Raw genomic sequence first — 25,410 nt, 5'->3', positions numbered from 1 at the left:
AGGGTCGGCCCTTCCGGGGCTGGGGCAAGCTGCTATTCCCGGACTGCCACCACCTCGAGGTACTCGGCCTCGACATCCGTGGTGCCGTCCTGGGCACGGTTGTGGTCGGCCCAGAGCTGCTCGAGATCCTGGTGCAGGGCCTGCTGCCCGTCGGCGTCCAGCGCGGCGAAGGCCCGGTTGACCGGGCCGTAGTAGGCCTGGAAGAAGTCCACCACGTCCCCTGGCGGGAAAGGATAGCGCATGGGGTACAGGCACTTGCGGGTCTCCACCTTCGCCACGCCCTCGCGGAACCGCTCGCGGACCGTGGCCTCGTCTCCCCACTTCACCGGGGGCGCCATGAGCGGCGGCGGCGGGACATGCTTGCCGACGGCCTTGAACATCTGGCCGACGAAGCCCCCGGGCGTCCAGTTCGCCATGGCGATGCGGCCGCCGGGCCGGCACACGCGCACCAGCTCGGCCGCCACCTGCTCGGGCCGCGGCGCGAACATGGCGCCGATGAGGCTCACCACCAGGTCAAACGCTCCATCCTCGTAGGCGATCATTTCCGCATCGCCTTCCTCGAACCGGGCCTCCACGCCTTCGGCCTTGGCGCGGGACCGCGCCGCCTCGATGGAATTGGTGGCGATGTCGATGCCCGTCACGTGCACGCCGGCCCGTGCCGCGGGGATCGCGATCTGGCCTGCCCCGCAGGCCACGTCCAGCATTCGCGTGCCGGGCTCGGGACCGAGGCGGTTCAGGAACTCCAGGGCGCCCGGCTCCAGGTAGGTGGCGAAATGGCCGTAGTTGCCAGCCATCCAAATGGCTTTGAGGCGGGCCTTGAGGGCGGCCATGTCGGGCGTCAGGGAGGCGGTTGCGGTTGGGGGCATGGTCGCTCCTCACCTCAAGGCATCAGCCCGGGAATGGCAGGGCAGCCAAGGGCAGAGCCCCAAGATGGGATTTATTGAACCTGAGTCAATGAATCAAAATGATTTTTACATCGTTTTTTAACCATGACTTCGCCTAGATCCCGGGCTGGGCTCTGGCGAAGGCCACGGTGGCCTCGAGACTCAGACCTTCTCGAACAGCACGATGCGGTTGCTGTTGGTGCCCTTGTCGTTGTTGTCCACGCCCCAGATGTGGGCGGTCTTGGTGAAGACCTGGGTGTTCACCAGTACCCCATGGGCGCGGAAGCCCGCGGCCAGGCCCAGGGGGAGGGCCACCTCGTCGAGCTTGAGCTTGCCGCCCCGCACCTCGCCCACTTCGAAGGCCACGAAGCCGCCGCGCCGCGTGACGCGGAACAGCTCGGCGAAGACCTCGCCCATGGCCTGCGACCAGGCCTCCACCGTGCGGTGCGTGCTGAGGCCCCGGCCGATGGCCTGGGCGTCCAGGCCGTTGAACCAGCAGCGCAGCCAGTTGTCGCCCACGTAGTCGACCACATCGAGGAAGGGCGGCGAGGTGACGGTGAGGGTCACGGAGCCGTCCGCCAGGGTCGGTGTGGACCGGGCCTCGCCGGTGAGGAACCGTGCGTCCTGCGCCGCGGCGGCGAGGTTCCGCAGGGCCAGGGCGTCCAGGCCGGCGAGGAGCTGCCGCGTCTTCTTCAGGATGAGCGCGTGGGTGTCCCGGTAGGGGGGCACCTGCTGGCGCTTCGCGTTGATCTGGCGCTGCTTGTCGGCGCCGACGGCCTGGTTGGGGGGCAGGGTGTAGACGGAGAAGAAGCCGGGGCTGTGTCCCGTGAGGCGGTTGGTGGCCACCATGCGGATCCAGGTGTCCAGGGCGTCCAGCTCACCGGCGGCCTCGCGCGCCAGGCACCAGGCCCGCAGGCCGCGGATCTCGGCTTCGGTGTCGGCGTGGAAGAACATGGACAGATCCAACCCGTCCGAGGCGCCGGCGCGGGGGATGTCCGCCAGGCGCGCGGCCACGGCGGCGGGCTCCGGCGGCGTGAGGCGGGGCTCCGCCAGCATCCGGGACAGGGGGTTGAGGTCGTTGGCGGCCACGCGGCGTCCCATGAGCGCCGCTTCCAGCGCGGTGGTGCCCCGGCCGCTGAAGGGATCGTAGACCCGCTCGCCGGGCAGGGTGAGGCGCTCGATGAAGTGGCGGGGCAGCTGAGGCTTGTAGCAGGCCCGGTACGAGATCTCGTGGAGGTTGGCGGCCTGCCGCTGGCGGGAGGTCCAGAACTCGGCCGAAAGGCGGGGGCGCCGGCCGGAGGCCGTCTCGACCTCGTCCCAGGCCGCATCCTCCACCGGGGCGAGGTCGGCCAGGAAGGCCCTGCTCGCGGCTGTCTCCGTATCCATCGCCCTGCCTTTCGGGGAGCTTCCAGGATAGCCTGCTGGCATGGTCCCCAAACCGCCCAAGCGCCACCCCGAGCTGACCCGACTCTACGTGGCGGTGGGGCTGGGGGTGCTGATCGTCATGATCATCCTCAGCTACAAGGCCGTGGGGAACCGCGTGGCGGAGGGCGGGCTGGACGCGCCCACCCGCTGGGCCCTCATCGCCGTGGGAACGGCCAACGTGCTGGCCATCGGGACGCTACTGTTCATCGTGGCCCGCAGCCTGGCCAAGCTCTACTTCGAGCGCAAGAGCGGCATCCTGGGCTCCCGGCTGCGCACCCGCATGGTGCTCACGCTCTTCATCGTGGGCATCGTGCCCAGCCTGATCCTCTTCCTGGTGGGCCGGAACTTCATCAACAAGAACGTGGAGCGCTGGTTCAGTCCCGAGACGGAGGTGGCCATCCGCGACGGCCAGAAGGTGGCCGGCGACCTACGCGCCGCCGCCGAGGCCCGCCTGGACTTTGGCGCGGGCCGCCTGCTGGAGTCCCCCTCGGCGGAGGCGCCCGTCCTCCGCGCCGCGACCAACCTCGACCTGGTGGCCTTCCTCGGGCCCAGGACCGGTGAGGGCGTGAAGGGTGGCGACGGCGGCGTGAAGGCCATGGACCTGCGCGAGGGACTCGAGCCGCCGGACCTGGCCGGCCTGGGAGCCGAGGGCGCGCGCGAGACCCGCGAGGGCCTCTGGCTGCTGCGCACCGTGCCCCGGGGCGACGGGACCTGGGCCGTGGGCATCCTCATGCCGCGGGAGACCCTCGAGCGGGTGCTGGCCCTGGAGCAGCGCTACCGGGAGAGCCAGCAGATCCGGGCCGCTCGCGCCACGCTCCAGACCCTGCCCCAGAGCACCTTCCTCTTCCTCACCATGCTCACACTCTTCTTCGCGGTGTGGTCGGGCCTGGCCCTGGCCAAGTCCCTGAGCGAGCCCATCCGCGCCCTGGCCAAGGCCGCCCAGCGCGTGGGCAGCGGGGATCTGGAGGTGCAGATCCCGGAGATGGGCGAGGACGAGCTGGCCTTCCTGGCCCGCACCTTCAATGCCATGATCCGCGACCTCAAGGCCAGCCGCGCCGCCATCGAGGCCCAGGCCAGCCGCCTGGAACAGCAGCGGGCCTACCTGGGCCAGATCCTGGCGGCCCTGCCCGTGGGTGTCATGAGCTGGCGGGCGGACGGCGAGCTGCGCACCTTCAACGCCGCGGCCAAGACCTGGATGGGCCTGGAATCCTTCGATCCCTCGGAGGAGAGCTGGGGTTCCGTGGCGGCCCTGCCGCGGCTGGGTCGCCTGCCCGAGCTGCTGGCGGCGGTCCGCGAATCCGGCCGCGGCGTGCAGGAGGAGCTGCGCCTCGGCGGCGAGGGCGAGGGCCGCCCCGTGCGCGCCATCCTCGAGCCGCTGGAGGGCGGCGGCGTCCTGGCCGTGCTGGAGGACCTCTCCCTCCTGGCCCAGGCCGAGAAGCGCGCGGCCTGGCAGGAGGTGGCCCGGCGCATGGCCCACGAGGTGAAGAACCCGCTCACGCCCATCCAGCTCACGGCCCAGCGGCTGCTGCGGCGCACCCGCGAAGGGCGCCTGGATCCCGAGGCCGTGCAGGAAGGCGCCGAGACCATCCTGGCGGAAGTCGCCAGCCTCTCGCGCCTGGTGGACAGCTTCAGCCGCTTCGCCCGCCTGCCCTCGCCCCAGTTCGCGCCCTGCGATCCGGCGGAGCTGCTGCGCCAGGTGCTGGCCCTCTACGAGCCCAACCAGCCGGGCATCCGCTGGACCCTGACCTTCCCCCAGGGCCCCCGGGAGGCCTTCTGGGACGCAGACATGGTGAAGCGGGCCCTCATCAACCTGGTGGACAACGCCGTGGCCGCCGTGGAGGGCCAGGGCCACGTCTCCCTGTCGCTCACGGACACGGACGGGCGGCTGCGCTTCGACGTGGAGGACGATGGGGCTGGCGTGGCCGAGGCGGAGCGGGACCGGCTCTTCGAGCCCTACTTCTCCACCAAGTGGAAGGGCACGGGCCTGGGCCTGGCCATCGTGCGCCGCATCGCCCACGACCACGGCGGGGACGCCTGGTACGAACCCCTGGCGCGGGGCAGCCGCTTCAGCCTGGCCCTGCCGCCCCAGCTCTGAGGGCCGGGCCCTGGAGGCGACGTCGCCGGATCAGATCGTCCGCCGGCGCCGGCGCCGCAGCCAGAGCCCCACGGGGCCGATCACCAGCCAGGCCAGTACGACCATCTTGAACAGCGGCGACACCGAAGGCTCCGAATGAGGGCCATGCCCCCGAACCAGCCTCTCATGGGTGTGGGTTCCGGTATCCGGAACCGTCGGCCGGCCATCGAGCGCCTTGCTGGTCACAGAAGGCACGGAAGAAAGCCGGAAGGCACGGAACAAGGCAGGTACGTCCGCTCCGAAAGCACGGGCTGTATCCCGGGGGCGCCTGCGCCGCGCTTCTGGACGCGGATCAGGCGCCCCCGAGAGCACTTCCGGCCATGCCGGAAGCCTGGACTTTGGACAATACGAGCATCTGAACGCCCTGGAAATCCAGGGCGTTTCGTTCAAGGAACTCCAAATAGCGGTCGTCGTGGCTCAGGGACGTGACCGATGTTTTTCCTTGGTCCTCGGAATTTCAGGCAGTCCAAGGCGGATCTGACCGACTCTCGGGAGATGAGTCAGCGGAGGGCGGCCTGAAGTAAGGCGATGGCAGGTTCTGGTCTACGGTCGCAGGTACGCTCCCGCGGACCCAACCGGGGCTGAGGGAATGCGCCGCAGTCCACAGCCTTGATACCCATTGAACGATATTCCTGATTTCTCAAGAAGCGTGGACGCCCAGCTCTCAGGGCGCCCACGCTTTTGGGGGCCGGAAGGTCGGATTTCGGCTCAGTGGTAGCGGGAGAGCCAGTGGGCGTAGGGCGGCGGAAGCGTCAAGGCGGCCGCCTCCGGAAGACCGAGGTCGCGCGCTGCGTGGTAGGGCCAGTGTGGATCGTCCAGCAAGGGGCGCCCCAGGGTAAGCAACTCGAGTTGCCCGGCCCGAAGCAGGGCATCAGCCGCCTTGGGGTCACGGGGCAGGTTCCAACTGGTGGCCACCGGCAATCCAGTCGCCTCATGCACCTGGCGCGCAGTCGGTACCATGAACCCAGGCCCCCAGGGGATCTGCGCTTCGGGGGTGTTGAACCCGAGCGAGACGTCAACGAAATCGAGCCCTTCGGCCTTCATCTGCTTGAGCAGGGCGACGGCCTCGGCGAGCATCGCCCCATCGTCCCCGTGGAATTCGATCACGCCCAACCGCACATTGAGCGGCAGGTTCGCGGGCCAGACCGCGCGTACGGCGCGGAACGTCTCCATCAGGAAGCGCGCGCGGTTCTCGGCGCTGCCACCGTAGAGATCGGTACGCCGATTGACGAGTGGCGAGAAAAACTCCTGCGCCAGGTAACCATGGGCGAAGTGCAACTGCAGCCACTGGAAACCCAGGTCGCGGGCGCGCTCAGCGGCGCGCACGGTGTCCTCCTGCACCCGACGGATGTCCTCCAGGGTCATGGCCCTCGGGACCCGCGGTAGGCCCTTGCCGAAGGCGACGGCGGAGGGGGCGAGGGTCTCCCAGGTATTGGGCTGGCCAAGGGCAATATGGTCATCTCCTTCCCAGGGGCGATTGGCCGATGCCTTTCGGCCTGCGTGGGCGATCTGGATGCCGGGTACCGCGCCACCGGCCTTGATGGCGGCCACGATCGGGCGCATGGCAGCCGCCTGATCGTCGTTCCACAGGCCCAGGTCGGCCCAGGTGATTCGGCCTTCCGGGGAGACGGCGGTGGCTTCAACCACGATCAGGCCGGCGCCCCCGCGTGCGAGGGAGGCGTAGTGGGCTTGGTGCCATTCGTTGACCAGGCCGTCCTGGGCCATGTACTGGCACATCGGTGGCACGGCGATGCGGTTGCGCAGCGTCACGTCTTTGAGTTGGTAAGGGTCGAACAATCCAGGCATGGCTTACTCCTTCACGAGTTTCAACAAAGCCGCGGCGACCGGCTCAGAAGAGGCGGGGTTCTGTCCGGTCGGCGACAGTCAGGCCAGGCACGATCACCTCGTTGCAGACGTAGTTGTCGGCGCTTCCTGGGGTATAGCGCTCGGGCCAAGTCACAGATTCCATGGCTCATCCTTTCGGGAGTGGGTTGGGGAGGGGCGCCTGGCGGCTGGTCCGGGCTGCCAGGCCGGGGAGTAGAATAATTGCATGCGCCGGTAATTCCAAATTAAAAATTTAGCGATTATGAAATATATCGTCCTGGTATCATCTAGGTGCAGTGCCCGGAGGTTCAATGCCTGCCGATTCCCCTAGACCAACCGCACTGGCCCAGCACTGGTGCGCCCTGTCTCTCCTGCATGAGCGCATCCAAGCGCACCTGGAGAACACCCTTCAGGACCGACACGACTTGAGCGTGCGCGAGTACTCCCTGCTCACCGTGCTCAGCCGGCAGCACGAGGGGACTGGAGGCCATCTGCAAATGAAGCAGGTGGCGGATTCGGTCCTTCTGAGCCAGAGCGCCACCACCCGCTTGGTGACCCGGCTGGAGGATCGGGGCCTGCTGCAGCGCGACTTCTGCCCCATCGACCGCCGAGGGATCTACACCAACGTCACCCAAAGTGGCTTCGCGATGTTAGAGCAGGCTCGGCCCACCTACGACGAGGCGCTGGACCAGGCCCTGAGAGAGGCGCGCCGCGATCCGCAGATGCTGCCACTGGTGCAAGCGCTGGATGCGCTGGAAATGGTCAGTCGGCCGACGACTTGAGATCGACCACATAGCGGTAGCGCACCTGCTTGGCCCTAAAGGTAAACACCATCACGATGTTACGTATTGGCGGACCTTAAAATGTCCAAACTCCAGACTTCCGGCCATGCCGGAAGCCGTCTCTGGCGGGCCGTGCGGCGAGGGCCACGGCCCCTTCCGTGTCTTCCGTGACCAGCGCTTTGCTCCGGAATGCGGCGGGCTATGCTGGCCCCATGAAGACCGAAGTAAGCACCTCCGCAGGCACCCACCTCCTGGTGGGCTGCGGCTACACGGGGGCGCGGCTGGCCCGGCGCCTGGCGGCGTTGGGGCCCGTGTTGGGACTGGTGCGCTCGGAGGCCTCCGCCGCGGCGCTCGCCGCCGCCGGGATCCCCGCGCGGGTCCTGGATCTTGACCGCCCGGGACCCTTCGATCCGCCCGGTGACCTGGCCTCCGTGGTCTACCTGGCGCCCCCGCCCTCAGATGGCGAAGGCGACCCCCGCCTGCGGCGCTTCCTGGAAGCCCTCAGCTCGGTGCGCCCCCAGGCGTTGGTCTACCTGAGCACCACGGGCGTCTACGGGGACACGGGGGGCCGGCCCGTGGACGAGGCCTCGTCCGCCGTGCCCCGGGACGACGCCTCCCGCCGGCGCCTGGCCGCCGAAGGGCTGGCCTCGACCTGGTGCGGGGCGCACGGCGTGCGCTGCGTGATCCTGCGTGTGGCGGGCATCTACGGGCCCGGGCGCCTTCCGCTGGAGCGCCTGCGAGCCGGGGAGCCGGTCCTGCGGACCGAGGACTCCGGCCCCGGCAACCGCATCTTCGTGGACGACCTGGTGGCGGCCTGCGAGGCGGCCCTGGACCGGCCCCTGTCCGGCGTGGTCAACGTGGGGGACGGGGACTTCCGCAGCCTCGGCGCCTACCTGGAGCGGGTGGCCCAGCTGGCCGGGCTGCCGGCACCGCGCCGCATCACCCTGGACGAGGCCCGCCGCGAGCTGAGCCCCGCCATGCTGGCCTACGCGACCGCCCGCCGCCGCGTCCTCAGTCGTCGCCTGACCGAGGAGCTGGGCGTACGCCCCCTGGCCCTGGACGAGGGTATCCTCGTCAGCCTGCGGCAGATGGGCCTCAGTACCGCAGCACGCTGAACACCGGCAGCCCCTCGACCTTCTCGCGGCCGGGCAGGGAGGTCAGCTCGATGAAGACCGTGAGGGCCACGGGCTGGGCGCCGGTGCGGTTCACGAGGCGCTGGGCGGCGGCGGCGGTGCCGCCGGTGGCCATGACGTCGTCCACGATGAGCACCCGGTCGCCGGGGCCGAAGGCATCCTTGTGGATCTCCAGGGCATCGCTGCCGTACTCAAGGCCGTAGGCCTCCTTGTGGGTGGGCATGGGCAGCTTGCCGGGCTTGCGGGCGGGCACGAAGCCGACGCCCAGCTTCTGGGCCAGGGCGCTGCCGAAGATGAAGCCCCTGGATTCCAGACCCAGCACGTGGGTGGGCTGGAGGGTGAGCACGGGCTGGGACATGGCCTCCACGGCCTCGCCAAACGCCTCGGCGTGGGACAGCAGGGGCGTGATGTCCCGGAAGAGGATCCCGGCTTTCGGAAAGTCCGGAACATCGCGGACGAAGGCGGTGAGGGGAGTCGTGAGGGTCATGGCTACCTGATGATCTGGAAAGGAAGGGGAAGCGAGGATCGCACATCCAGGGCCTCCCAGTCCAGCCGTCCCACGGCCGCGAAGGCCGGGCCTTCCGACAGGCGGGCGCGGAAGGCCGCCAGGGCGGCCTCGGGGCCTTCCACCTCGCCGCTCACCGATCCATCCAACTCGTTGCGCACCCAGCCCGCGAGATCGAGGGCCCGGGCCTCCCGCTCGGCGAAGCGGCGGTAGCCCACACCCTGGACGGCGCCGTGGACGTGGAAGCGGGCAGCCACGGCACCCACGGCGCTACCCCCTCGCGGGCCCGTTGAAGGCCGAGTCGAAGTCGGCCTGCCGCGCCAGGGTCTCGGGGCAGCCCAGGTCCAGGCGCAGGGGCGTCACGCTGGCCCAGCCCTCGAACACGGCTTCGGCGTCGCTGCCGGGGGCCTTGGCATAGGTGGGGCCCGCGTCGCCCCCGATCCAGAAGTAGGGGGTGTTGCGGGGATCGGCCCGGCGCTCCACTAGGTCGTGGTAGGCGCGGCTGTCCTGGCCCGTGAGGCGGAATCCCTGGGGCTCGCCCTTGGGGAAGTTCACGTTCCAGATGCGGTTGGCCGGCAGGTCCATGGTCTCCCAGCGCTCGAGGAAGCGGCCGATCCAGGGCTCCGCCTGCTCCAGGGAGCCCCGGGGATCGATGGAGAAGGCCGCGGCGCGCGCCCCCTGGAGGCGGCCCTCGAAGGCCGCGCCCACGGTGCCGGAATAGAACACGTCCTCGCCCAGGTTGAAGCCGTGGTTGATGCCGGAGAGCACCCAGTCCGGGCGGCGGTCCAGCACCTCGCAGACACCCAGCAGCACGCAGTCCACGGGGGTGCCGTCGCAGGCGTGGCGGTCGGGGCCGACTTCGTGCAGGCGGAGGATGTTGTGCAGGCTGAGGGCCGACGAGATGGCCGAGCGGTTGCGGTCAGGGGCCACGGTGACCACCCGGCCGAAGCGGGACGCCACTCGGGCCAGGGCCGCCAGCCCCGGGGCCCAGAGGCCGTCGTCGTTGGTGAGCAGGATCAGGCGTTCAGACATGGAACCAGTGTACCCGCCGGACCGGGACGTCAGTCCTGGGCCAGGTATTTGTGGTAGTCCCGGTCGGAGCCGAGGATGTGCCCCTTCACCAGGTCGAGGGCCAGGAACCCGAGGATGGCCGGCAGGTCCGCGCTGTCGCCCCCCATCTGTTGCTGGAGGGCCTTGGCCTTGGCGAGGAGGCGGCCGTGTTCCTGTGCGTGGGCGGTGAACTCCGGGTACCCCACCCGGATCAGGACGGCTTCCTCGTCGTGGAAATGCTGGGCCACATGGGCGATGAGGAGCTGCATGTGGAGCTTCGTCTCCTCGGGGTACTGGCCCTGGTTGATGGAGGCCAGGAGGCCGTTGGAGAGGCGGTAGAGCTCCTGGTGCTGGTGGTCGATCAGGGGCTCGCCGCAAGCCAGCGCCGGGTCCCAGACAAGGGTCAGGAAGGATGGCCGGTCCTCCCCATCGGCCACGCCCACATCGAGGGAGGCCTCGGTCTGGTTCCGGCCCCGGGCCTTGGCCCGGTAGAGGGCCTCGTCGGCGCGGCGGATCCAGCCTTCCAGCGGTTCATGCTCCTGGCGCTGGGCCACGCCCAGGCTGATGGTCACCACGCCGACCTGCGGGGTGACGCGAGCCTCCACGGCCTGGCGGATCTTCTCGGCCAGGATGGTGGCCCCCGCCAGGGTGGTGGCCGGGCAGAGCGCGATGAACTCCTCGCCGCCCCAGCGCGCCAGGGCGTCCGAGGCGCGCAGCTGGCCGCGGACGGCCTCCGTGACGGACCTGAGCACCTCGTCGCCCACCTCGTGGCCGAAGGAGTCGTTCACCCGCTTGAAGTGGTCCAGGTCGTACAGGATGAGGCTGATGGGCGCATCGCCGCGGCCGGCCGCGGCGATCACCTGGGCCGCGCCATCCTCGAGCCAGCGGCGGTTCCAGGTCCCGGTGAGGCGGTCCGTGGCGGCTGTGCGCTCCAGCTGGTCCAGCGCCCGCCGGAGCTCGGCGTTCGCCCGTTCGCTGGCCTCCCGGGCCCGGGCCAGGGCCTCCAGTTGGTGCTGGCAGTCGGGATCGATCAGCTCCCCCGCCCGGGGCCGCCGCCGGTGCCACAGGCCCGCCACCAGGGCGCCGAAAAGCCCGGAGAGGAGGGAGGCGAGGAGGACCAGGAAGATCGACAGTGCCAGGGGCATGGGATGCTCGGAGTGGGCGGGACGGGCCATTCTCGGATCAGGACCGGCGCGCATTCTATCTTGCCGCCCGGACCGGTTGTCCAGACCCACCGAACCACCGTAACCTGTTCGGATCCCCGTCATTCAATCAGGAGTTTTCCCCATGCGATGGTTCGCTTTCTCTCTGCTGTTGCTGGCCGGCGGTTCGGCCCTGCCGGGCCAAACGGTCTTCCTGGATTTCACGACCAAGCCCAAGCTCCAGGAGGTGGCGCTCCTGGACGCCCAGGGGAACCAGACCATTCCGGGCGAGGTGGAACCCCACCACATCACCTCCCTAACCGTCCCCTTCGTGGGCCTGAAGGTGAAGGTGTGGTTCGAGCTCCCCAAGGACACGCCCACGGTGCAGCCCGCCCGGATCGTCCTGGGCAAGGTGAACCCCGAGAAGAGCGGTGGCGTCCGGCTGGCTTCCCTCATCAGCGAAGACGGCAAGGCCTACCTCAAGGGGCGCATCCGGATGTCCATGAGCATCGATGACGAATGCGAACCCTACAAGGAAGCCGAGCGGCCCAAGGCGACGCAGAACGCGGACGGCCTCTGGATCCTGGACCTACCCAGGCCCCTGCCTCCGGGTCTCTACACCCTGGTGTCGGCCACGGGGGGCGTGTCGATGTTCGGGGGCCCCAAGGTGAACGCCAAGGCGCGCATCTTCTGGGTGGGCGAGGTCCCGGTAGCCAAGGCCGCGGCGGCCCCGTCCGCCGCTCCGGCGACGGCGACCGCTCCTCCCGTCGTGACGGCCCCTCCGGCAGTGACCGTCTCCCCGGCGGCGCCTGCTCCCGCCCAGCCCCAGCCGGCCGCCGGCCAGTAGGTCCCGGCGGTTTTCCTGCCAGGATGGAGCGCACCCCATCCCCGCCATGGATCCCGACCTCCCGATGACCTCCGCCCTCCCGATCCCCGACGGGGAGGCGGGGGGCGTGGCGGCGCCGGGGCGGCTCGAGGTCCTGGCCCGCCTCCGTGAAAGGATCGTGGCCTTCGCGGCATCCCGGGGTGCAGGCGCCCATGCGGAGGACCTGGCGCAGGAGGTGCTGGTGCTCATCCACACGAAGTACGGCCATCTGGAGCGGGCGGAGGACCTGGTCCCCCTGGCCTTCCAGATCCTGCGCTTCAAGCTGGGGGCCCACTTCCGCAAGGCGGCCCGCCGGGGCGAGTTCGACGCCGTGGACGTGGACGCCTTCCCGCCCGCCTCGGACGCGCCGGACCCCGCGGCCACGCTGGAACGGAAGGAGCTGCTGACCCGGCTCATGGGCGGTATCGCCCGCATGGGCGGGCGCTGCCGCGAGCTGTTCCGGCTGAAGCTGGAGGGGCGCAGCTTCCCCGAGATCCAGGGCCTGATGGGTGCCGCCACGCTCAACACCGTCTACACCTGGGACCACCGCTGCCGGAAGCAGCTGCTCGAGGCCCTGGGAGGCCGGTGGGAAGGGCCGGGAAGGGGGGCGTCATGAGGCGCGCCACGGCTGAGAAGCTCCTGGGCGGTTACGCCACCGGCACCCTCACCGCCGAGGAGCGGCGCACGCTGTTCGAGGCGGCCCTGGCGCACCAGGACCTCTTCGACGCCCTGGCCGACGAGGAGGCCCTGCGGGAGCTGCTAGCGGATCCCGCAGCGCGGGCTCAGGTGCTCGCCGCCCTCGCCGCCCCTGCTCCGAACCTGGCTCCGAATCCGGCCTCGGCGAAGGCCGTGCCCCTCTGGCGCCGACCCGGCGTGCTGGGTGCCGCGGCCGGGGTGCTGATGGCCTCCCTGGCGGGCCTGACCTGGCTGCGGAATCCCCAGGCACCGCCGCCGGCCCAGCAGGCGCCACCTCCGGTCCGGCAGGCGCCCGCGAGCCCGAAGACCCTGTCGTTCGAGGCTTCTCCGGAGGCGCCCGCGGAACCGGCCGCTGGATCCAAGCTCGAGCGGCGCGCCCCGGCCCAGGCCCCGCCGAACCCCAAGGAAGCTCCCAGGCAGGAGACCGCGCCTCTGCCGGCCGCCGGCATCTCCGCCGATGCCGCCTCCGCGCCCGCAACGCCGCCGCCTCCACCCAGGCCGGTGCCCGTGGCCGCGCCTGCTCCACGGCCGGTCCCGGTGGTCCAAGGCAACGCTCAGGGGGCCGTCGGGGCCCCGCAGGATCGCCTGGCTCCGCAGGCAGTGACGGAGGCCCTGTCCACCGCCTCCCAGGCCCGGGCCAAGGCCGCCCGGACTGAGGCCAAGGCCGAAGGCCGGCTCACCGGCGCCCCGGTTCCCGAGTCCCCCACCTGGACCCTCACGCCCCAGGCGGACGGGACCACTCTGGTGACCGTCACCGCTCCGCCCCAGACGCAGGTGTGGCTCCTCAGGCGCGGGGGCGGGGGTGTGGAAGTCCTCCAGGATCGCGCCGTGGCGCTCCAGGAGGTCAGGGAAGCCCAGCGCCGCTACCTGGTGCGGCTGAAGGCGGGGGATGCCCTGGACCTCTATGCGCTGACCCATCCCGTCGCAGACCCCGCGAAGCTGCCGGAGACGGGCCCCTTGGCGGGCTTCCGAGCCCGCATTTTCCCGATCGAGAAAAATCATCCCGTTCCGTGAAAGGGATCCGGGGCCGGCGGCATTCCCTCCTGAACCGCGCCATCGCGCGGCCACCGGGAGGATCCCATGTCGCACCGCGCCACCGCCTTCATGCTCGCCTGCTGGACGGGGCTGACGCCCCTGGCCTGCGCCCGCAGCCGCCCCTTGAGTCCCTCGGCTTTCCGCCCCGACCCCCAGGGCGAGGCCTCAGCGGACCGCACCCTCTCGCCCTACTTCTTCGTGAAGGGCGAGGATGCCGCCCTGGACCAGCTGCCGCTGAAGGCCACCTCCGCCAAGGTCGCCATCGCGGGCGTCATCGCCGACGTGACGGTGACCCAGGTCTACCGCAACACCGGCACGAAGCCCCTGGAGGCCCTCTACGTGTTCCCGGGCTCCACGCGCTCCGCGGTCTACGGCATGACCATGCGCATCGGCGAGCGCGTGCTGAAGGCCCAGATCAAGGAGCGCGGCCAGGCCCGCGCCGACTACGAGCGGGCCAAGCAGGAGGGCCGCAGCGCCTCCCTGCTGGAGCAGCACCGGCCCAACATCTTCCAGATGAACGTGGCGAACATTCTGCCCGGCGACGAGATCCGCGTGGAGCTCCGCTACACCGAGCTGCTGGTGCCCACGGACGGCACCTACAGCTTCGTCTATCCCACGGTGGTGGGCCCGCGCTACGCCGGCAAGGCGGGCACGGAGTCAAGCACGGGCGAGCCCTGGGTGGCCAATCCCTATACCCACGCCGGCGAGAAGCCCACGACCACCTTCGACCTGGAAGTGAAGCTCTCCGCGGGCCTGCCCATCCAGCGCATGGCCTGTGACACTCACAAGACCTCCATCGCCTACGACGGCAAGGCCGAGGCCACGCTGAAGCTCGATCCCAGCGAAGCCCACGGCGGCAACCGCGACGTCATCGTGAAGTACCAGCTGGCCGGAAACGCCGTGCAGTCGGGACTCCTGCTGGATCAAGGCCACCGTGAGGGCCGGGACGAGAACACCTTCCTGCTCATGGCCCAGCCGCCCAAGCGCGTGACGCCGAAGGACCTGCCGCCCCGCGAGTACGTCTTCATCATGGATGTCTCCGGAAGCCAGATGGGCTTTCCCATCGAAGTCTCCAAGGTGCTCATGAAGGAGATGATCCAGGGCCTGCGGCCCCAGGATCTCTTCAACGTGATGGTCTTCGAGGGCACCTCGGCCTTCTGGTCGCCCAGCGGATCCCAGCACGCCACACCCGAGGCCACGGCGCAGGCCCTGGCCTTCGTGGGCTCCCAGCACGGCGGCGGCGGCACGGAACTGGGCAGCGCGCTGCGCAAGGCCCTGGGCCTGCCCCGGGTGCCCGGCATCTCGCGCACCTTCGTGGTGTCCACGGACGGCTACATCAGCGCCGACGGCCAGGTCTTCGACCTCATCCGCAAGAACCTGGGCGCCGCGAACCTCTTCGCCTTCGGCATCGGCAGCTCCGTGAACCGCCACCTCATCGAGGGCATGGCTCACGCGGGGCAGGGCGAGGCCTTCGTCATCACCAGGCCCGAGCAGGCCGCGGCCGAGGCGGAGCGCTTCCGCGCCTACGTGTCGTCGCCGGTACTCACGAACGTGAAGCTCACCACGAACGGGTTCCACATCCAGGACCTGGAGCCCCTGCAGCTTCCTGATGTGCTGGCGGACCGGCCCGTCATCTGCCTGGGCAAGTGGACCGGTGAAGCCAAGGGCACAGTCACGCTCTCGGGCATGACTGCCGCCGGCCCCTGGAGTCAGACCTTCGAAGTGGGGAAGGTGAAGGACCGCGACCACGGCGCCCTGCGCCAGCTCTGGGCCCGCCAGCGCATCCAGGTCCTGTCGGACTACGACCAGTTCGGCGCGGACGAAGGCCGCAAGGCCGAGGTCACGCGGCTGGGCCTGGCCTACAACCTGCTGACGGCCTACACCTCCTTCGTGGCGGTGGACACCCAGGTGCGCAACGCGAACGGCTCTTCCACCACCGTCACCCAGCCCCTGCCCCTGCCGGAAGGCGTGTCGGATGCGGCCGTGGGCGGCATGGGCGGCGTGGCCACCAAGGCCATGGCCTACGCTCCGGCGCCGCGGATGATGTCCCTGGAGGCGCCCGCGGCGGCCGCTGCGGAAGTCGTCGCCCAGGATCAGGCCCGGCGCGAGCGGGCCAAGGGGGTCAAGGCCGCGCCCCGGCTCTGCATCCTCGCCTTCTCAGGCATCACCGGGACCTCGGACCCACGCTCTCTGCGGGGCGAACTGGAGGCCCGGCTGATGGACCCGGCCCTGGCGGCGGCGCTGGCCAGCCTTCCCTCCGCCACGGATCTGGAACTCAAGGTGGACGCCTCCGGACAGGTGACCGCCGTGACTTTCAGCCAGGCCTTCCCGGGGGCGGCGAAGGCCAAGGCCCTGATCCTCGCCTGGCACCTGCGGGCCTGGACCGGTGGTCTGGCCGGGCAGCTCGAGCTCACCCTTGGGCTCTAGTCCTTAACTCACGCTTTTCCTTCCGCGCATCCCGGGCCTGCCCGGGATGCGCGCTGGCGTGGACCCCCGTACGGGGTACCTTCGAACCATGCGATGGCATCTGGGAGTGACCTTGATGCTGACCCTCGGGGGCTGTGACCCGGAACCCGCCCGGCCCGCTGTTCCGGTGGCGGACGAGGTGCTCGCGCAGGCCCGGATGCGCATGGTGCGCGAGCAGATCGTGGCCCGGGGCGTCGCCGATCCCCGCGTGCTCGAAGCCATGGGCCGGGTGCCCCGGCACGAATTCGTCCCGGCCGCCCAGCGCAGCCAGGCTTACGAGGACTGGCCCCTGGCCATCGGCTACGGCCAGACCATCTCCCAGCCTTACATCGTGGCCTTCATGACGGCGGCGCTGGCGCCTCGGCCCGGGGACCGGGTGCTGGAGATCGGCACGGGCTCGGGGTACCAGGCCGCCGTGCTGGCGGGCCTGGTGGCCGAGGTCTACACCATGGAGATCGTGGAGCCCCTGGCCCAGCGCGCCGAGGCGGACCTCAAGCGCCTCGGCTACGCCAATGTGAAGGTCCGCGCCGGGGATGGCCATCTCGGCTGGCCCGAGGCCGCGCCCTTCGACGCCATCATCGTCACCTGCGCGCCCGAAGACGTGCCCCAGCCGCTGGTGGACCAGCTCAAGGTGGGCGGCCGCATGATCATCCCCGTGGGCTCCCAGTGGGGGGCCCAGGAGCTGTACCTGCTGCGGAGGACGGCCACGGGGCTGAGGCGCCAGGGGGTGCTGCCGGTGCGGTTCGTACCGATGGTGAAAGGCCATTGACGAGGCCGCCATCCCCTGATGAACTGTTTCTATGCATAGAAACAGTCTGGACCGCCTGCCGGAACTGGCCTCACTCTTCGACGAGGCGCGGGATCCGCGTCTCGTCGAGCAGTTCCTGCGGGAGATCCTCACGCCTTCGGAGATCCACGGCATCAGCTCCCGCTGGGAGCTGGTGAAGCGGCTGGACGAAGGCGAAAGCCAGCGCGCCATCGCGGCGGAGCTCGGCCTGAGCCTATGCAAGATCACCCGGGGATCCCGGGAGCTGAAGAAACCCGGTTCGGCCCTGCGGACCATGCTGGACCGCCACCGACGCCAGGGCTGAGTCCCGTTCCCGTTCAAGGAGCACCCCGTGTCAAGCCGCGCCATCCTTTCCGACCAGGAGATCCCCCGCCAGTGGTACAACCTCGCGGCGGACCTGCCTCACGCGCCTCTGCCGCCCCTGGGACCGGACGGGCAGCCCGTGGCCCCGGAGGCCCTGGCGGCCGTGTTCCCCATGAACCTCATCGAGCAGGAGATGAGCCAGGAACGCTGGATCGGCATCCCGGACGAGGTGCTGGAGATCCTGCTGCGCTACCGCCCCACGCCCCTGCACCGGGCCCGGGCCCTGGAGGCGGCCCTGAAGACGCCGGCCCGCATCTACTACAAGAACGAGAGCGTGAGTCCCGCGGGCAGCCACAAGGTGAACACCGCCATCGCCCAGGCCTACTACAACAAGGTGGCGGGCATCCGCCGCATCACCTCCGAAACCGGCGCGGGCCAGTGGGGCAGCTCCATCGCCTTCGCCTGCGGGCAGTTCGGCCTGGAGTGCAAGGTCTACATGGTGCGCGTGAGCTTCGACCAGAAGCCCTTCCGCAAGATGATGATGCGCACCTGGGGCGCGGACTGCGTGGCCAGCCCCAGCCCGGAGACCGCCGCGGGCCGCGCCATCCTGGCGGAGGATCCCGACTGTCGCGGTTCCCTGGGCATCGCCATCAGCGAGGCCGTGGAGGCGGCCGTGACGGATCCCACGGGCCAGACGCGCTACACCCTGGGCAGCGTGCTCAACCATGTGCTGCTGCACCAGACCATCATCGGCCTGGAGGCCCAGAAGCAGCTCGCCGCCCTCGGCGAGAAGAAGGTCGACAAGGTCATCGGCTGCGTGGGCGGCGGCAGCAACTTCGCCGGTCTCAGCTTCCCCTTCGTGAAGGAGAAGATCGCCGGGGCGGACATCGACATCATCGCCGTGGAGCCGGCCTCCTGCCCCACGCTCACCCGAGCCCCGTATGTATACGACCACGGCGACGTGGCGAAGATGACGCCCCTGATGGCCATGCACAGTCTCGGCCACACCTTCATGCCGCCGGGCATCCACGCCGGCGGCCTGCGCTACCACGGCATGGCGCCCCTCGTGAGCCAGACGGTGGTGGAGGGCCTCACCCGCGCCGTGGCCATCCAGCAGCTGGAGTGCTTCGACGCCGCCGTGCGCTTCGCCCGCACCGAGGGCATCATCCCCGCGCCGGAATCCAGCCACGCCATCGCCCAGGCCATCCGCGAAGCCGAGCAGGCCCGCGAGGAGGGCAAGGAGCGGGTCATCCTCTTCAACCTCAGCGGCCACGGCCTCATGGACCTGAACGGCTACGCCGACTTCCTCGATGGCAAGCTCTCGGACCACGCCCTCTCCGAGGAGGAGATGGCCCGCAGCCTGGCCTGCCTGGCGGGGCTGCCGCGGCCCGCGGCCTTCTGAGGACGCCTTCCGGCCAAGGCCCCCGCGCTTCCGGATCCGGAGTGCGGGGGCCTTGGGTTGATGGGATCGCTTCAGGAGCCTGGCGCCGCGGGGGCCTTTGCGGGTGCAGGCGCAGGCGCGGGCGTGGGCGCGGGCCGGCCGGGGCGGTCCCAGCCGCCGCCCAGGACCTTGTAGAGGCCGACGAGGTTGCCGTACTTGGCCTGCCGGAGGGCGATGAGGCCCTGCTGCGCGGCGTAGTAGGACCGCTGGGCGTCCAGGACCCCCAGGTAGCCGTCGATGCCCGCGGTGTAGCGGGCCTGGGCGAGGCGGTAGGTGCCCTCCAGGGCCTGCGTGAGCGATTCCTGGGCCGCCAGCTGGTCGTCGAGGGTGCCCCGCTGGGCCAGGGCGTCGGCCACCTCCCGGAACGCCACCTGGATGGCCTTCTCGTACTGGGCCAGGGCGATGTCGCGGTCGGCGTTCGCCGCCTTGAGGTTGGCCTGCCGCGCGCCCGTGTCGAAGATCGGGAGGACGATCTGGGGCGAGAAGGTCCAGGCGTCGGAGCCGGACTGGAACAGCCCGGAGAGCTGGCGGTCCATGGTGCCGAGGTTCGTGGTGAGCGAGATCCGGGGGAAGAAGGCTGCCCGGGCCGCGCCGATGTTGGCGTTGGCGGCCTTGAGCTGGTTCTCGGCCATGAGGATGTCGGGCCGGCGGGCCAGCACCTCAGAGGGCAGGTCCGGGGCGACGTCGGTCAGGGCGGTCACGCTGCCCAGCGCGTCGGGCAGCCATTCCGCGGGCACTGTCGAGCCCACCAGGAGCTGCAGGGCGTTCTGGTCCATGGCCACGGTGCGGGTGTACCGGGCCATGTCGCCCCGCGCGGTCTCCACGCTCACCTGGGCGCGGTACGAGTCGATCTCGGAGACGACGCCCACGTCGTACTGCCGGCGGACGAGCCGGTAGGCCGCCTCCTGGTTCGCGAGGGTCTCCTGGGCGAGCTTCAGGCTCTCGCGGTCCGCCGCGAGGGCGAGGTACACGTTGGCCACTTCCGCCAGCAGGGAGACCTGGGCGCTGTTGCGGGCCTGCTCCGTGGCGAGGTACTGCTCCAGGGCCCGGTTCTTGAGGCTGCGGATGCGCCCGAAGAAATCCAGTTCCCAGGCGCTGATGCCCACGTTGGCGGCGTACTGCTCGGCCACGATCCGCTGACCCGTACCAGAGACGCTGGCGGGCAGCCGCTGGCGATTGCCGTAGCCGACCGCGTTGACCGTGGGGAGCAGCTCGGCCCGCTGGATACGGTAGTAGGCGCGTGCCTTCTCGGTGTTCAGGGCCGCGATCCGGAGGTCCCGGTTGTTGCGCAGGGCGAGGTCGAGCACCTTCCGCAGCCGCTCGTCCGCGAAGAAGGCCTGCCAGGGGAGGTCCGCGGCCGGCTGGCCCGGGGCGGCGACGCCCACTTGGCCTGGGGCGGCGACGCCCACCTGGCCTGAGGCGGCAACGGCCGGCTGGCCTGACGCGGTGGCGCCCTTGTAGGCGGGGCCCTCCGGCCAGGCCTTCGGCACGGGCGGCTCCGGCGTCCGGTAGCGCGGGGCCATGGAGACGCACCCGGTCATGGCCAGGGCGAGGGGAAGGATGGACCAGGCTTTGGGCGACATCATGGCTGCCCCTCCTCGGAAACCGCGGCCTGCGCCGGGGCGGGCTCCTGGGCCTTCTTCCTGAACAGCTGGCTCACCAGGACGAAGGACAGGGGGATGTAGAAGATGGCGATGAAGGTGGCCGACAGCATGCCGCCCACCACGCCGGTTCCGATGGCGTTCTGGGCCGCCGCGCCGGCGCCCCGGGTGAGGGCCATGGGCAGCACGCCGAAGGTGAAGGCCAGGGAGGTCATCAGGATGGGCCGGAGCCGCAAGCGGGAGGCCTCCATGGCCGCTTCGAGGAGGCCGGCGCCCTGGGCGATCTGCTCCTCGGCGAACTGCACGATGAGGATGGCGTTCTTGGCGGTGAGGCCCAGGGTGGTCAGCAGGCCGATCTGGAAATAGACATCGCTGGACATGCCGCGGGACCAGGTGGCCAGGACGGCGCCGAAGATGCCCAGGGGCAGGATCAGCAGGATCGAGAAGGGGATCGTCCAGCTCTCGTAGAGGGCCGCGAGGCACAGGAAGATCACCAGGATCGAGACCGCGTAGAGGGCGGGGGCCTGGGCGCCGGCCTGGCGCTCCTGGTAGGAGAGGCCCGTCCATTCGAAGCCGATGCCTGCGGGGAGCTTCTTGGCGAGCGATTCCATGGCCAGCATGGCGTCGCCGGTGCTCTTGCCCGCGGCGGGCTCACCCTGGATGTTCACGGACGGGAAGCTGTTGTAGCGCTGGAGGTTGGGGGATCCGTAGCTCCACTCCCCGGCGGAGAAGGCCGAGAACGGCACCATCGCGCCGGCGGTGTTCCTGACGTAGAGCTTGTTCAGGTCCTCCAGCTGCATGCGGAAGGGCGCGTCGGCCTGCATGTAGACGCGCTTGACCCGGCCGCGGTTGATGAAGTCGTTCACGTAGGAACCGCCCCAGGCGCTGGCGAGGGTATCGCTGATGACCGGCAGGGGGACGCCCAGCGCGCCGGCCCGGTCCTGGTTGAGCTTGACGTTGTACTCGGGCTGGTCGTCCAGGCCATTGGGGCGCACGGCCTTGAGGTTGGGATCCTGCGCCGTCAGGCCCAGCAGCTGGTTGCGGGCCTCCATGAGCTTGGCGTGGCCGACGCCCGCGCGGTCCTGCAGCTGGAAGTCGAAGCCCGTGGCGTTGCCGAGCTCCAGGATGGCGGGGGGTGCCACGGCGAAGACCATGGAGTCCCGGCGCGAGGAGAAGGTGCGCATGGCCCGGCGGATGACGGCCTCCGCCTTCAGCTCGGAGCGGTCCCGGAGGTGCCAGTCCTTGAGCTTGACGAAGGCCATGCCGTTGTTCTGGCCGCGGCCGGCCACGCTGAACCCGCCCACGGTCAGGCAGGAGGCCACCGCCTCCTTCTCGTCGTCCTGGAAGTAGTGCTGGACCTCGGACATGACCTTCTGGGTCTGCTCCAGCGTGGATCCGGCGGGAAGCTGGACGAGGGTCATGATGATGCCCTGGTCCTCCTCCGGCAGGAAGGCGGTGGGCAGGCGCAGGAACAGGACCCCCATGCCGGCCACGATCACGCCGTAGATGACGACGTAGCGGCCCCACTTGGAGAGCACGCGCTCCAGCTGGCCCACGAAGATGTGGTTGAGCTGGTAGTAGACCCGGTCGAACCACAGGAAGAAGGGCCGCGTGACCTTCCAGCCCTTCTCGGCGGCCTCGTGGCCCTTCTCGACGGGCTTGAGGAAGGTGACGCAGAGGGAGGGCGTGAGCACCAGGGCCACCACCACGGACAGCATCATGGCGGTGATGAGGGTGAAGGAGAACTGGCGGAAGATGATGCCCGTGGACCCGCCGAAGAAGGCCATGGGGCCGAACACGGCGGACAGTACCAGGCCGATGCCCACCAGGGCGCTGGTGATCTGGCCCATGGACTTCCGGGTGGCCGCCAGGGGAGACAGGCCCTCCTCGTGCATGATGCGCTCGACGTTCTCGACGACGACGATGGCGTCGTCCACCAGGAGACCGATGGCCAGCACCATGGCGAACATGGTGAGCATGTTGATGGACATGCCCACGTACTGGAGGATGGCGAAGGTGCCCAGGAGCACCACGGGGACCGCGATGGTGGGGATCAGGGTGGCGCGGAAGTTCCCCAGGAAGAGCAGCATCACCAGGAAGACGAGGATCACCGCTTCGATGAGGGTCTTCACCACCTCGTTGATGGCCACGGACACGAAGGGGGTCGTCTCGTAGGGGTAGTCGACCTTCACGCCTGGCGGGAAATAGGGGGAGAGCTCGTTGAGCTTGGCCTTGATGAGCTTCGAGGTGTCCAGCGCGTTGGCGCCGGAGGCCAGGCGGATGAGCATGCCGGCGGCGGGCTGGCCGTCGAGCCGCGTGTCGCTCTCGTAGGACTCGGTACCCAGCTCCGTGCGGGCCACATCCCGCAGGCGGATGGTGGAGCCGTCGGGGTTGATGCGCAGGGGGATGGCCGCGAACTGCTCGGGCGTCTGGAGGAGCTCCTGCACGTTCACGGTCACGTTCAGGCGCTGGCCCTTGACGGCCGGCAGGCCGCCCGCCTGGCCGGCGGAGATCTGGGCGTTGTAGGCCTTCACGGCCTGCCGGATGTCGTCGGGCGTGATGTGGTAGCCCACCATCTTGTCGGGGTTCAGCCAGATGCGCATGGCGTACTGGGTGCCGAAGGACAGCACTTCGCCGACGCCCTCCACGCGGCTGATGACGTTCTCCACGTTCGAGGCCAGGTAGTCGCGCAGGTCCTCGGCGTTCATGCTGCCATCCGTCGAGGTGATGGACAGGATCATGAAGATGTTCTTGGTGGATTTCGTGACCGCGATGCCCATCTGCTGCACGACCTGGGGCATCAGGGGTTTGGCCAGTTCCAGCTTGTTCTGGACCTTGGCCCAGGCGGCATCGGGATCGGTGCCGGGCTGGAAGGTGAGCGTGACGCTGCCGTGGCCCGCCGAGTCGCTGGAGGCCGACATGTAGAGCAGGCGGTCCAGGCCCGTCATCTTCTGCTCGATGATCTGGGTGACGGTGTTCTCCACGGTCTTCGCGGAGGCGCCGGGATAGAAGGCATCCACGGAGATGGAGGGCGGAGCCACGGGCGGGTACTGGGAGATGGGCAGGGTCTTGATGGCCAGGAGGCCCGCCAGCATCATGACGATGGCCACCACCCAGGCGAAGATCGGCCGGTCGATGAAGAAATTGACCATGGACGGCTCCTCTTACTTGCCAGCCGCGGGAGCGGGGGCCGATGTGGAGGTCGACGCGGGCACGACCTTCACGGCGCTGCCCGGGCGGATCTTCTGCAGGCCTTCCACGACCACGCGGTCCCCGGCGGCGAGTCCTTCAAGGACCAGCCACTTCGGGCCGATGGCGCGGTCCACCTTGAGGGTCCGCTGTTCGATCTTGTTGGACGGGTCGACCACCATGGCGATGGCGTTCCCCTTGGGATCGCGGGTGACGCCCTGCTGGGGCACCAGGATGGCCTGCTCGGCCACGCCCTCCTCGATGATGGCGCGGACGTACATGCCCGGCAGCAGGACATGGCGGGGGTTCGGGAAGACCATGCGCAGGAGCTGCGAGCCCGTACTGGGATCCACGGTCACGTCCGAGAACTTCAGGATCCCCGTCTGGGGATAGGGCGTGCCGTCCTCCAGCAGCAGCTTCACGCGGGCGGAGTCCGCGCTGCCCTTGATGCGGTTGGCGGCCAGGTTCCGCTGGATGCCGAGCAGGATGGCGCTGGACTGGGGCGAATCCACATAGACCTGGTCCAGCTGCTGGATGGTGGTGAAGGCCGCGCCCTGGTAGGCCGCGGCCAGGGCGCCGGGCGTCACGCTGGACTTGCCCGTGCGCCCCGAGATCGGCGCGGTGATGCGGGTGTAGCCGAGGTTGATGCGGGCGGACTCGACGCCGGCCTTCAGGGACTGGACCTCGGCCTCGGACTGCTTGAGGGCCGCGGAGGCGTCATCGTAGTCTTGCTGGCCCACGGCGTGGACCGCGAGCAGCTCCTTGAACCGCTCGGCGCGCTTCCGGATGGCGGGCAGGTTGGCCTCGGCCCGGGCCAGCGCGGCGGCGGCCGTGTCGTAGGCGGCCTGGTAGGGCCTCGGGTCGATCTGGTAGAGCACGTCGCCCTGCTTCACGTCGGCCCCCTCGGTGAAGAGCCGCTGCTGGACGATGCCGTTCACCTGGGGATGGACCTCGGCCACGAGGAACGCGGACGTCCTTCCCGGAAGCTCGGAGGTGATCGCCACCTTCTCCGGCTGCAGGGTCACCACGGAGACCTCGGGCGTGGCCTTCGCCTGCTCCTTCTTGCCGCAACCGATGGTCAGCGCACCTGCCACCAGGGCGCCGGCGACGACGATCATTCCACCTCGATAGGGAGTCTGCATGGGAGTGCTCCAGGAAGGGCTGAGAAAAATCTGGTTGCCTGAGGGGGAATCAGGAACGGCGGATCGTCAGTATCAACGCTGACGGAGGCCGTGATAAGTGAAATCAGCCAGGCGGTCGGACATGACCTCGAGGGTCAGCGAGGGGTCGGCCGACGTCCAGGCCAGGTGCTTGATCTCGAGCATCAGCGCCTGGTGGATGCAGCTGCCATGGAGCGCGATGCCCCAGAAGTCGATCTCCTCGGGAGATAAGTCGGGACGGATGGACCGGAGGCAGGCCCTGGCCTCGCGGACGTAGGGCTCCATGCGCGCCTGGAGGAGATCCTTGACCTCGTGCCGGGGGGCCTGCAGCTCGTTCATCCACAGGCGGCAGGCCGGTTCCCGCAGCGGATCCGAGGTGTCGAAGTGGGCGTCGACGTCGTGGAGGACTCTCTGGATGTGGGCGCGGAGCCGCGCCCGCCCGTCCCGGGGATCCACCGTGGCCGGATCCGGATCCTGGGGGCCCCCGTCGCCCGTCTTGGCGGCGAAGTGGGCCAGCACATAACGGAAGACCTCCCGGTACAGGCCCTCCTTGCTCTTGAAGTAGTACGAGATGAGCGATGAGTTCTTTCCGGCCATGGAGGCCACGAGCCGGATGGAGGTGGCTTCATAGCCGTACTTGGCGAAGCAGGCCAGGGCCGCTTCGATCAGGGCATCGCGGGTATCGGGGGATGGGGTGGCATCGGAGGGGCACATGCGGCGTTCACCCTTAGTCGTTCGACCGACCAATAGAATCAACCGATTGAATAATTTTGGCAAGGCCGATTTCAAAAAACATTTAATTCAATAAATAAATCAAATTACAATTTCAATGAAGATCGCGCGGCGTTGTTTAGTGTAATTATTTGTATTGATCAATCGTACTATTTAATCGAATGAAAACACGGACCCTTGTCCTCCATCCCGCCTGCGTGGCTGGCCGGAGGCTCGGACTCCGTTCGTGATCTCAGGCCGGCCCGCTCCACCCGCG

The 25,410-nt window shown here is 69.5% G+C and carries 21 protein-coding genes; 10 read left to right on the top strand and 11 right to left on the bottom strand.

Annotation, left to right across the window (positions count from 1 at the left end):
- Positions 1–32: 32 nt before the first annotated feature.
- Complete coding sequence (locus MLG87_RS06255; RefSeq protein ID WP_243294330.1) at positions 33–866, bottom strand: class I SAM-dependent methyltransferase; 834 nt, start codon at positions 864–866, stop codon at positions 33–35.
- A gap of 180 nt (positions 867–1,046) precedes the next feature.
- Positions 1,047–2,270 carry a DNA methyltransferase gene (locus tag MLG87_RS06250; RefSeq protein WP_243294329.1) on the bottom strand — a complete coding sequence of 408 codons (1,224 nt, stop codon included), beginning with the start codon at positions 2,268–2,270 and terminating at the stop codon, positions 1,047–1,049.
- A 40-nt stretch (positions 2,271–2,310) separates the two neighbouring features.
- Between MLG87_RS06250 and MLG87_RS06245 the strand changes: the two genes are divergently transcribed.
- Positions 2,311–4,404 carry a sensor histidine kinase gene (locus MLG87_RS06245; protein WP_243294328.1) on the top strand — a complete coding sequence of 698 codons (2,094 nt, stop codon included), beginning with the start codon at positions 2,311–2,313 and terminating at the stop codon, positions 4,402–4,404.
- A 747-nt stretch (positions 4,405–5,151) separates the two neighbouring features.
- On the opposite strand, the gene MLG87_RS06240 is transcribed toward MLG87_RS06245, so the two are convergent.
- Positions 5,152–6,249 carry an NADH:flavin oxidoreductase/NADH oxidase gene (locus MLG87_RS06240; RefSeq protein WP_243294327.1) on the bottom strand — a complete coding sequence of 366 codons (1,098 nt, stop codon included), beginning with the start codon at positions 6,247–6,249 and terminating at the stop codon, positions 5,152–5,154.
- Positions 6,250–6,578: 329 nt separating this feature from the next.
- Here MLG87_RS06240 and MLG87_RS06235 point away from each other — a divergent pair, with 329 nt between their 5' ends.
- Together MLG87_RS06235 and MLG87_RS06230 are read left to right on the top strand one after the other, a co-directional pair.
- Positions 6,579–7,049 (top strand): MarR family winged helix-turn-helix transcriptional regulator, encoded by a 471-nt coding sequence (locus MLG87_RS06235; RefSeq protein WP_243294326.1) that lies wholly within the window; start codon positions 6,579–6,581, stop codon positions 7,047–7,049.
- Positions 7,050–7,261: 212 nt separating this feature from the next.
- Positions 7,262–8,164, top strand: coding sequence for an NAD-dependent epimerase/dehydratase family protein (locus MLG87_RS06230; RefSeq protein WP_243294325.1), 903 nt, complete (start codon positions 7,262–7,264; stop codon positions 8,162–8,164).
- Here MLG87_RS06230 and MLG87_RS06225 read toward each other — a convergent pair.
- The 4 genes from MLG87_RS06225 to MLG87_RS06210 are packed head-to-tail and all read right to left on the bottom strand — an operon-like array spanning position 8,145 to position 10,882.
- Entirely contained in the window at positions 8,145–8,669 is a 525-nt protein-coding gene (locus MLG87_RS06225) for an adenine phosphoribosyltransferase (RefSeq protein ID WP_243286589.1), read from the bottom strand. The two genes, MLG87_RS06230 and MLG87_RS06225, sit on opposite strands and share 20 nt — an antisense overlap.
- Positions 8,670–8,671: 2 nt before the next feature.
- Positions 8,672–8,944 (bottom strand): acylphosphatase, encoded by a 273-nt coding sequence (locus MLG87_RS06220; RefSeq protein WP_243294324.1) that lies wholly within the window; start codon positions 8,942–8,944, stop codon positions 8,672–8,674.
- A gap of 13 nt (positions 8,945–8,957) precedes the next feature.
- Complete coding sequence (gene surE, locus MLG87_RS06215; RefSeq protein WP_243294323.1) at positions 8,958–9,719, bottom strand: 5'/3'-nucleotidase SurE; 762 nt, start codon at positions 9,717–9,719, stop codon at positions 8,958–8,960.
- Positions 9,720–9,748: 29 nt separating this feature from the next.
- Complete coding sequence (locus MLG87_RS06210) at positions 9,749–10,882, bottom strand: diguanylate cyclase (protein ID WP_243294322.1); 1,134 nt, start codon at positions 10,880–10,882, stop codon at positions 9,749–9,751.
- Between the two features lie 142 nt (positions 10,883–11,024).
- Here MLG87_RS06210 and MLG87_RS06205 point away from each other — a divergent pair, with 142 nt between their 5' ends.
- The 7 genes from MLG87_RS06205 (at position 11,025) to MLG87_RS06175 (ending at position 18,433) form a co-directional block, all read left to right on the top strand.
- Positions 11,025–11,726 carry a hypothetical protein gene (locus tag MLG87_RS06205; RefSeq protein WP_243294321.1) on the top strand — a complete coding sequence of 234 codons (702 nt, stop codon included), beginning with the start codon at positions 11,025–11,027 and terminating at the stop codon, positions 11,724–11,726.
- A 64-nt stretch (positions 11,727–11,790) separates the two neighbouring features.
- The gene (locus MLG87_RS06200) at positions 11,791–12,360 is read left to right on the top strand and encodes an RNA polymerase sigma factor (RefSeq protein ID WP_243294320.1); all 570 of its coding nucleotides are present in this window, start codon (positions 11,791–11,793) and stop codon (positions 12,358–12,360) included.
- Positions 12,357–13,454, top strand: a complete 1,098-nt coding sequence (locus tag MLG87_RS06195; protein WP_243294319.1) for a hypothetical protein — start codon at positions 12,357–12,359, stop codon at positions 13,452–13,454. The genes MLG87_RS06200 and MLG87_RS06195 overlap by 4 nt, the downstream gene beginning before the upstream one ends.
- A gap of 66 nt (positions 13,455–13,520) precedes the next feature.
- Positions 13,521–15,902 (top strand): VIT and vWA domain-containing protein, encoded by a 2,382-nt coding sequence (locus tag MLG87_RS06190; RefSeq protein WP_243294318.1) that lies wholly within the window; start codon positions 13,521–13,523, stop codon positions 15,900–15,902.
- Between the two features lie 115 nt (positions 15,903–16,017).
- Entirely contained in the window at positions 16,018–16,710 is a 693-nt protein-coding gene (locus tag MLG87_RS06185; RefSeq protein ID WP_243294317.1) for a protein-L-isoaspartate(D-aspartate) O-methyltransferase, read from the top strand.
- A gap of 31 nt (positions 16,711–16,741) precedes the next feature.
- Positions 16,742–17,032, top strand: a complete 291-nt coding sequence (locus MLG87_RS06180; protein ID WP_243294316.1) for a Trp family transcriptional regulator — start codon at positions 16,742–16,744, stop codon at positions 17,030–17,032.
- 27 nt (positions 17,033–17,059) lie between these two features.
- Positions 17,060–18,433, top strand: coding sequence for a TrpB-like pyridoxal phosphate-dependent enzyme (locus MLG87_RS06175; RefSeq protein ID WP_243294315.1), 1,374 nt, complete (start codon positions 17,060–17,062; stop codon positions 18,431–18,433).
- A 71-nt stretch (positions 18,434–18,504) separates the two neighbouring features.
- Here the strand turns inward: MLG87_RS06175 and MLG87_RS06170 are convergent, their stop codons facing one another.
- From MLG87_RS06170 to MLG87_RS06155, 4 genes are all read right to left on the bottom strand, one after another.
- Positions 18,505–20,055, bottom strand: coding sequence for an efflux transporter outer membrane subunit (locus MLG87_RS06170; RefSeq protein WP_243294564.1), 1,551 nt, complete (start codon positions 20,053–20,055; stop codon positions 18,505–18,507).
- Entirely contained in the window at positions 20,055–23,225 is a 3,171-nt protein-coding gene (locus MLG87_RS06165) for an efflux RND transporter permease subunit (RefSeq protein WP_243294314.1), read from the bottom strand. Before MLG87_RS06165 ends, MLG87_RS06170 begins: the two co-directional genes overlap by 1 nt.
- A 12-nt stretch (positions 23,226–23,237) precedes the next feature.
- Positions 23,238–24,380, bottom strand: a complete 1,143-nt coding sequence (locus MLG87_RS06160) for an efflux RND transporter periplasmic adaptor subunit (protein ID WP_243294313.1) — start codon at positions 24,378–24,380, stop codon at positions 23,238–23,240.
- Between the two features lie 96 nt (positions 24,381–24,476).
- Complete coding sequence (locus MLG87_RS06155; protein ID WP_243294312.1) at positions 24,477–25,136, bottom strand: TetR/AcrR family transcriptional regulator; 660 nt, start codon at positions 25,134–25,136, stop codon at positions 24,477–24,479.
- Positions 25,137–25,410: the final 274 nt, after the last annotated feature.

The organism is Geothrix mesophila (assembly GCF_022808835.1).
Taxonomy (GTDB): Bacteria; Acidobacteriota; Holophagae; order Holophagales; family Holophagaceae; genus Geothrix; species Geothrix paludis.
This window is presented reverse-complemented; position numbering and strand designations above follow the sequence as displayed.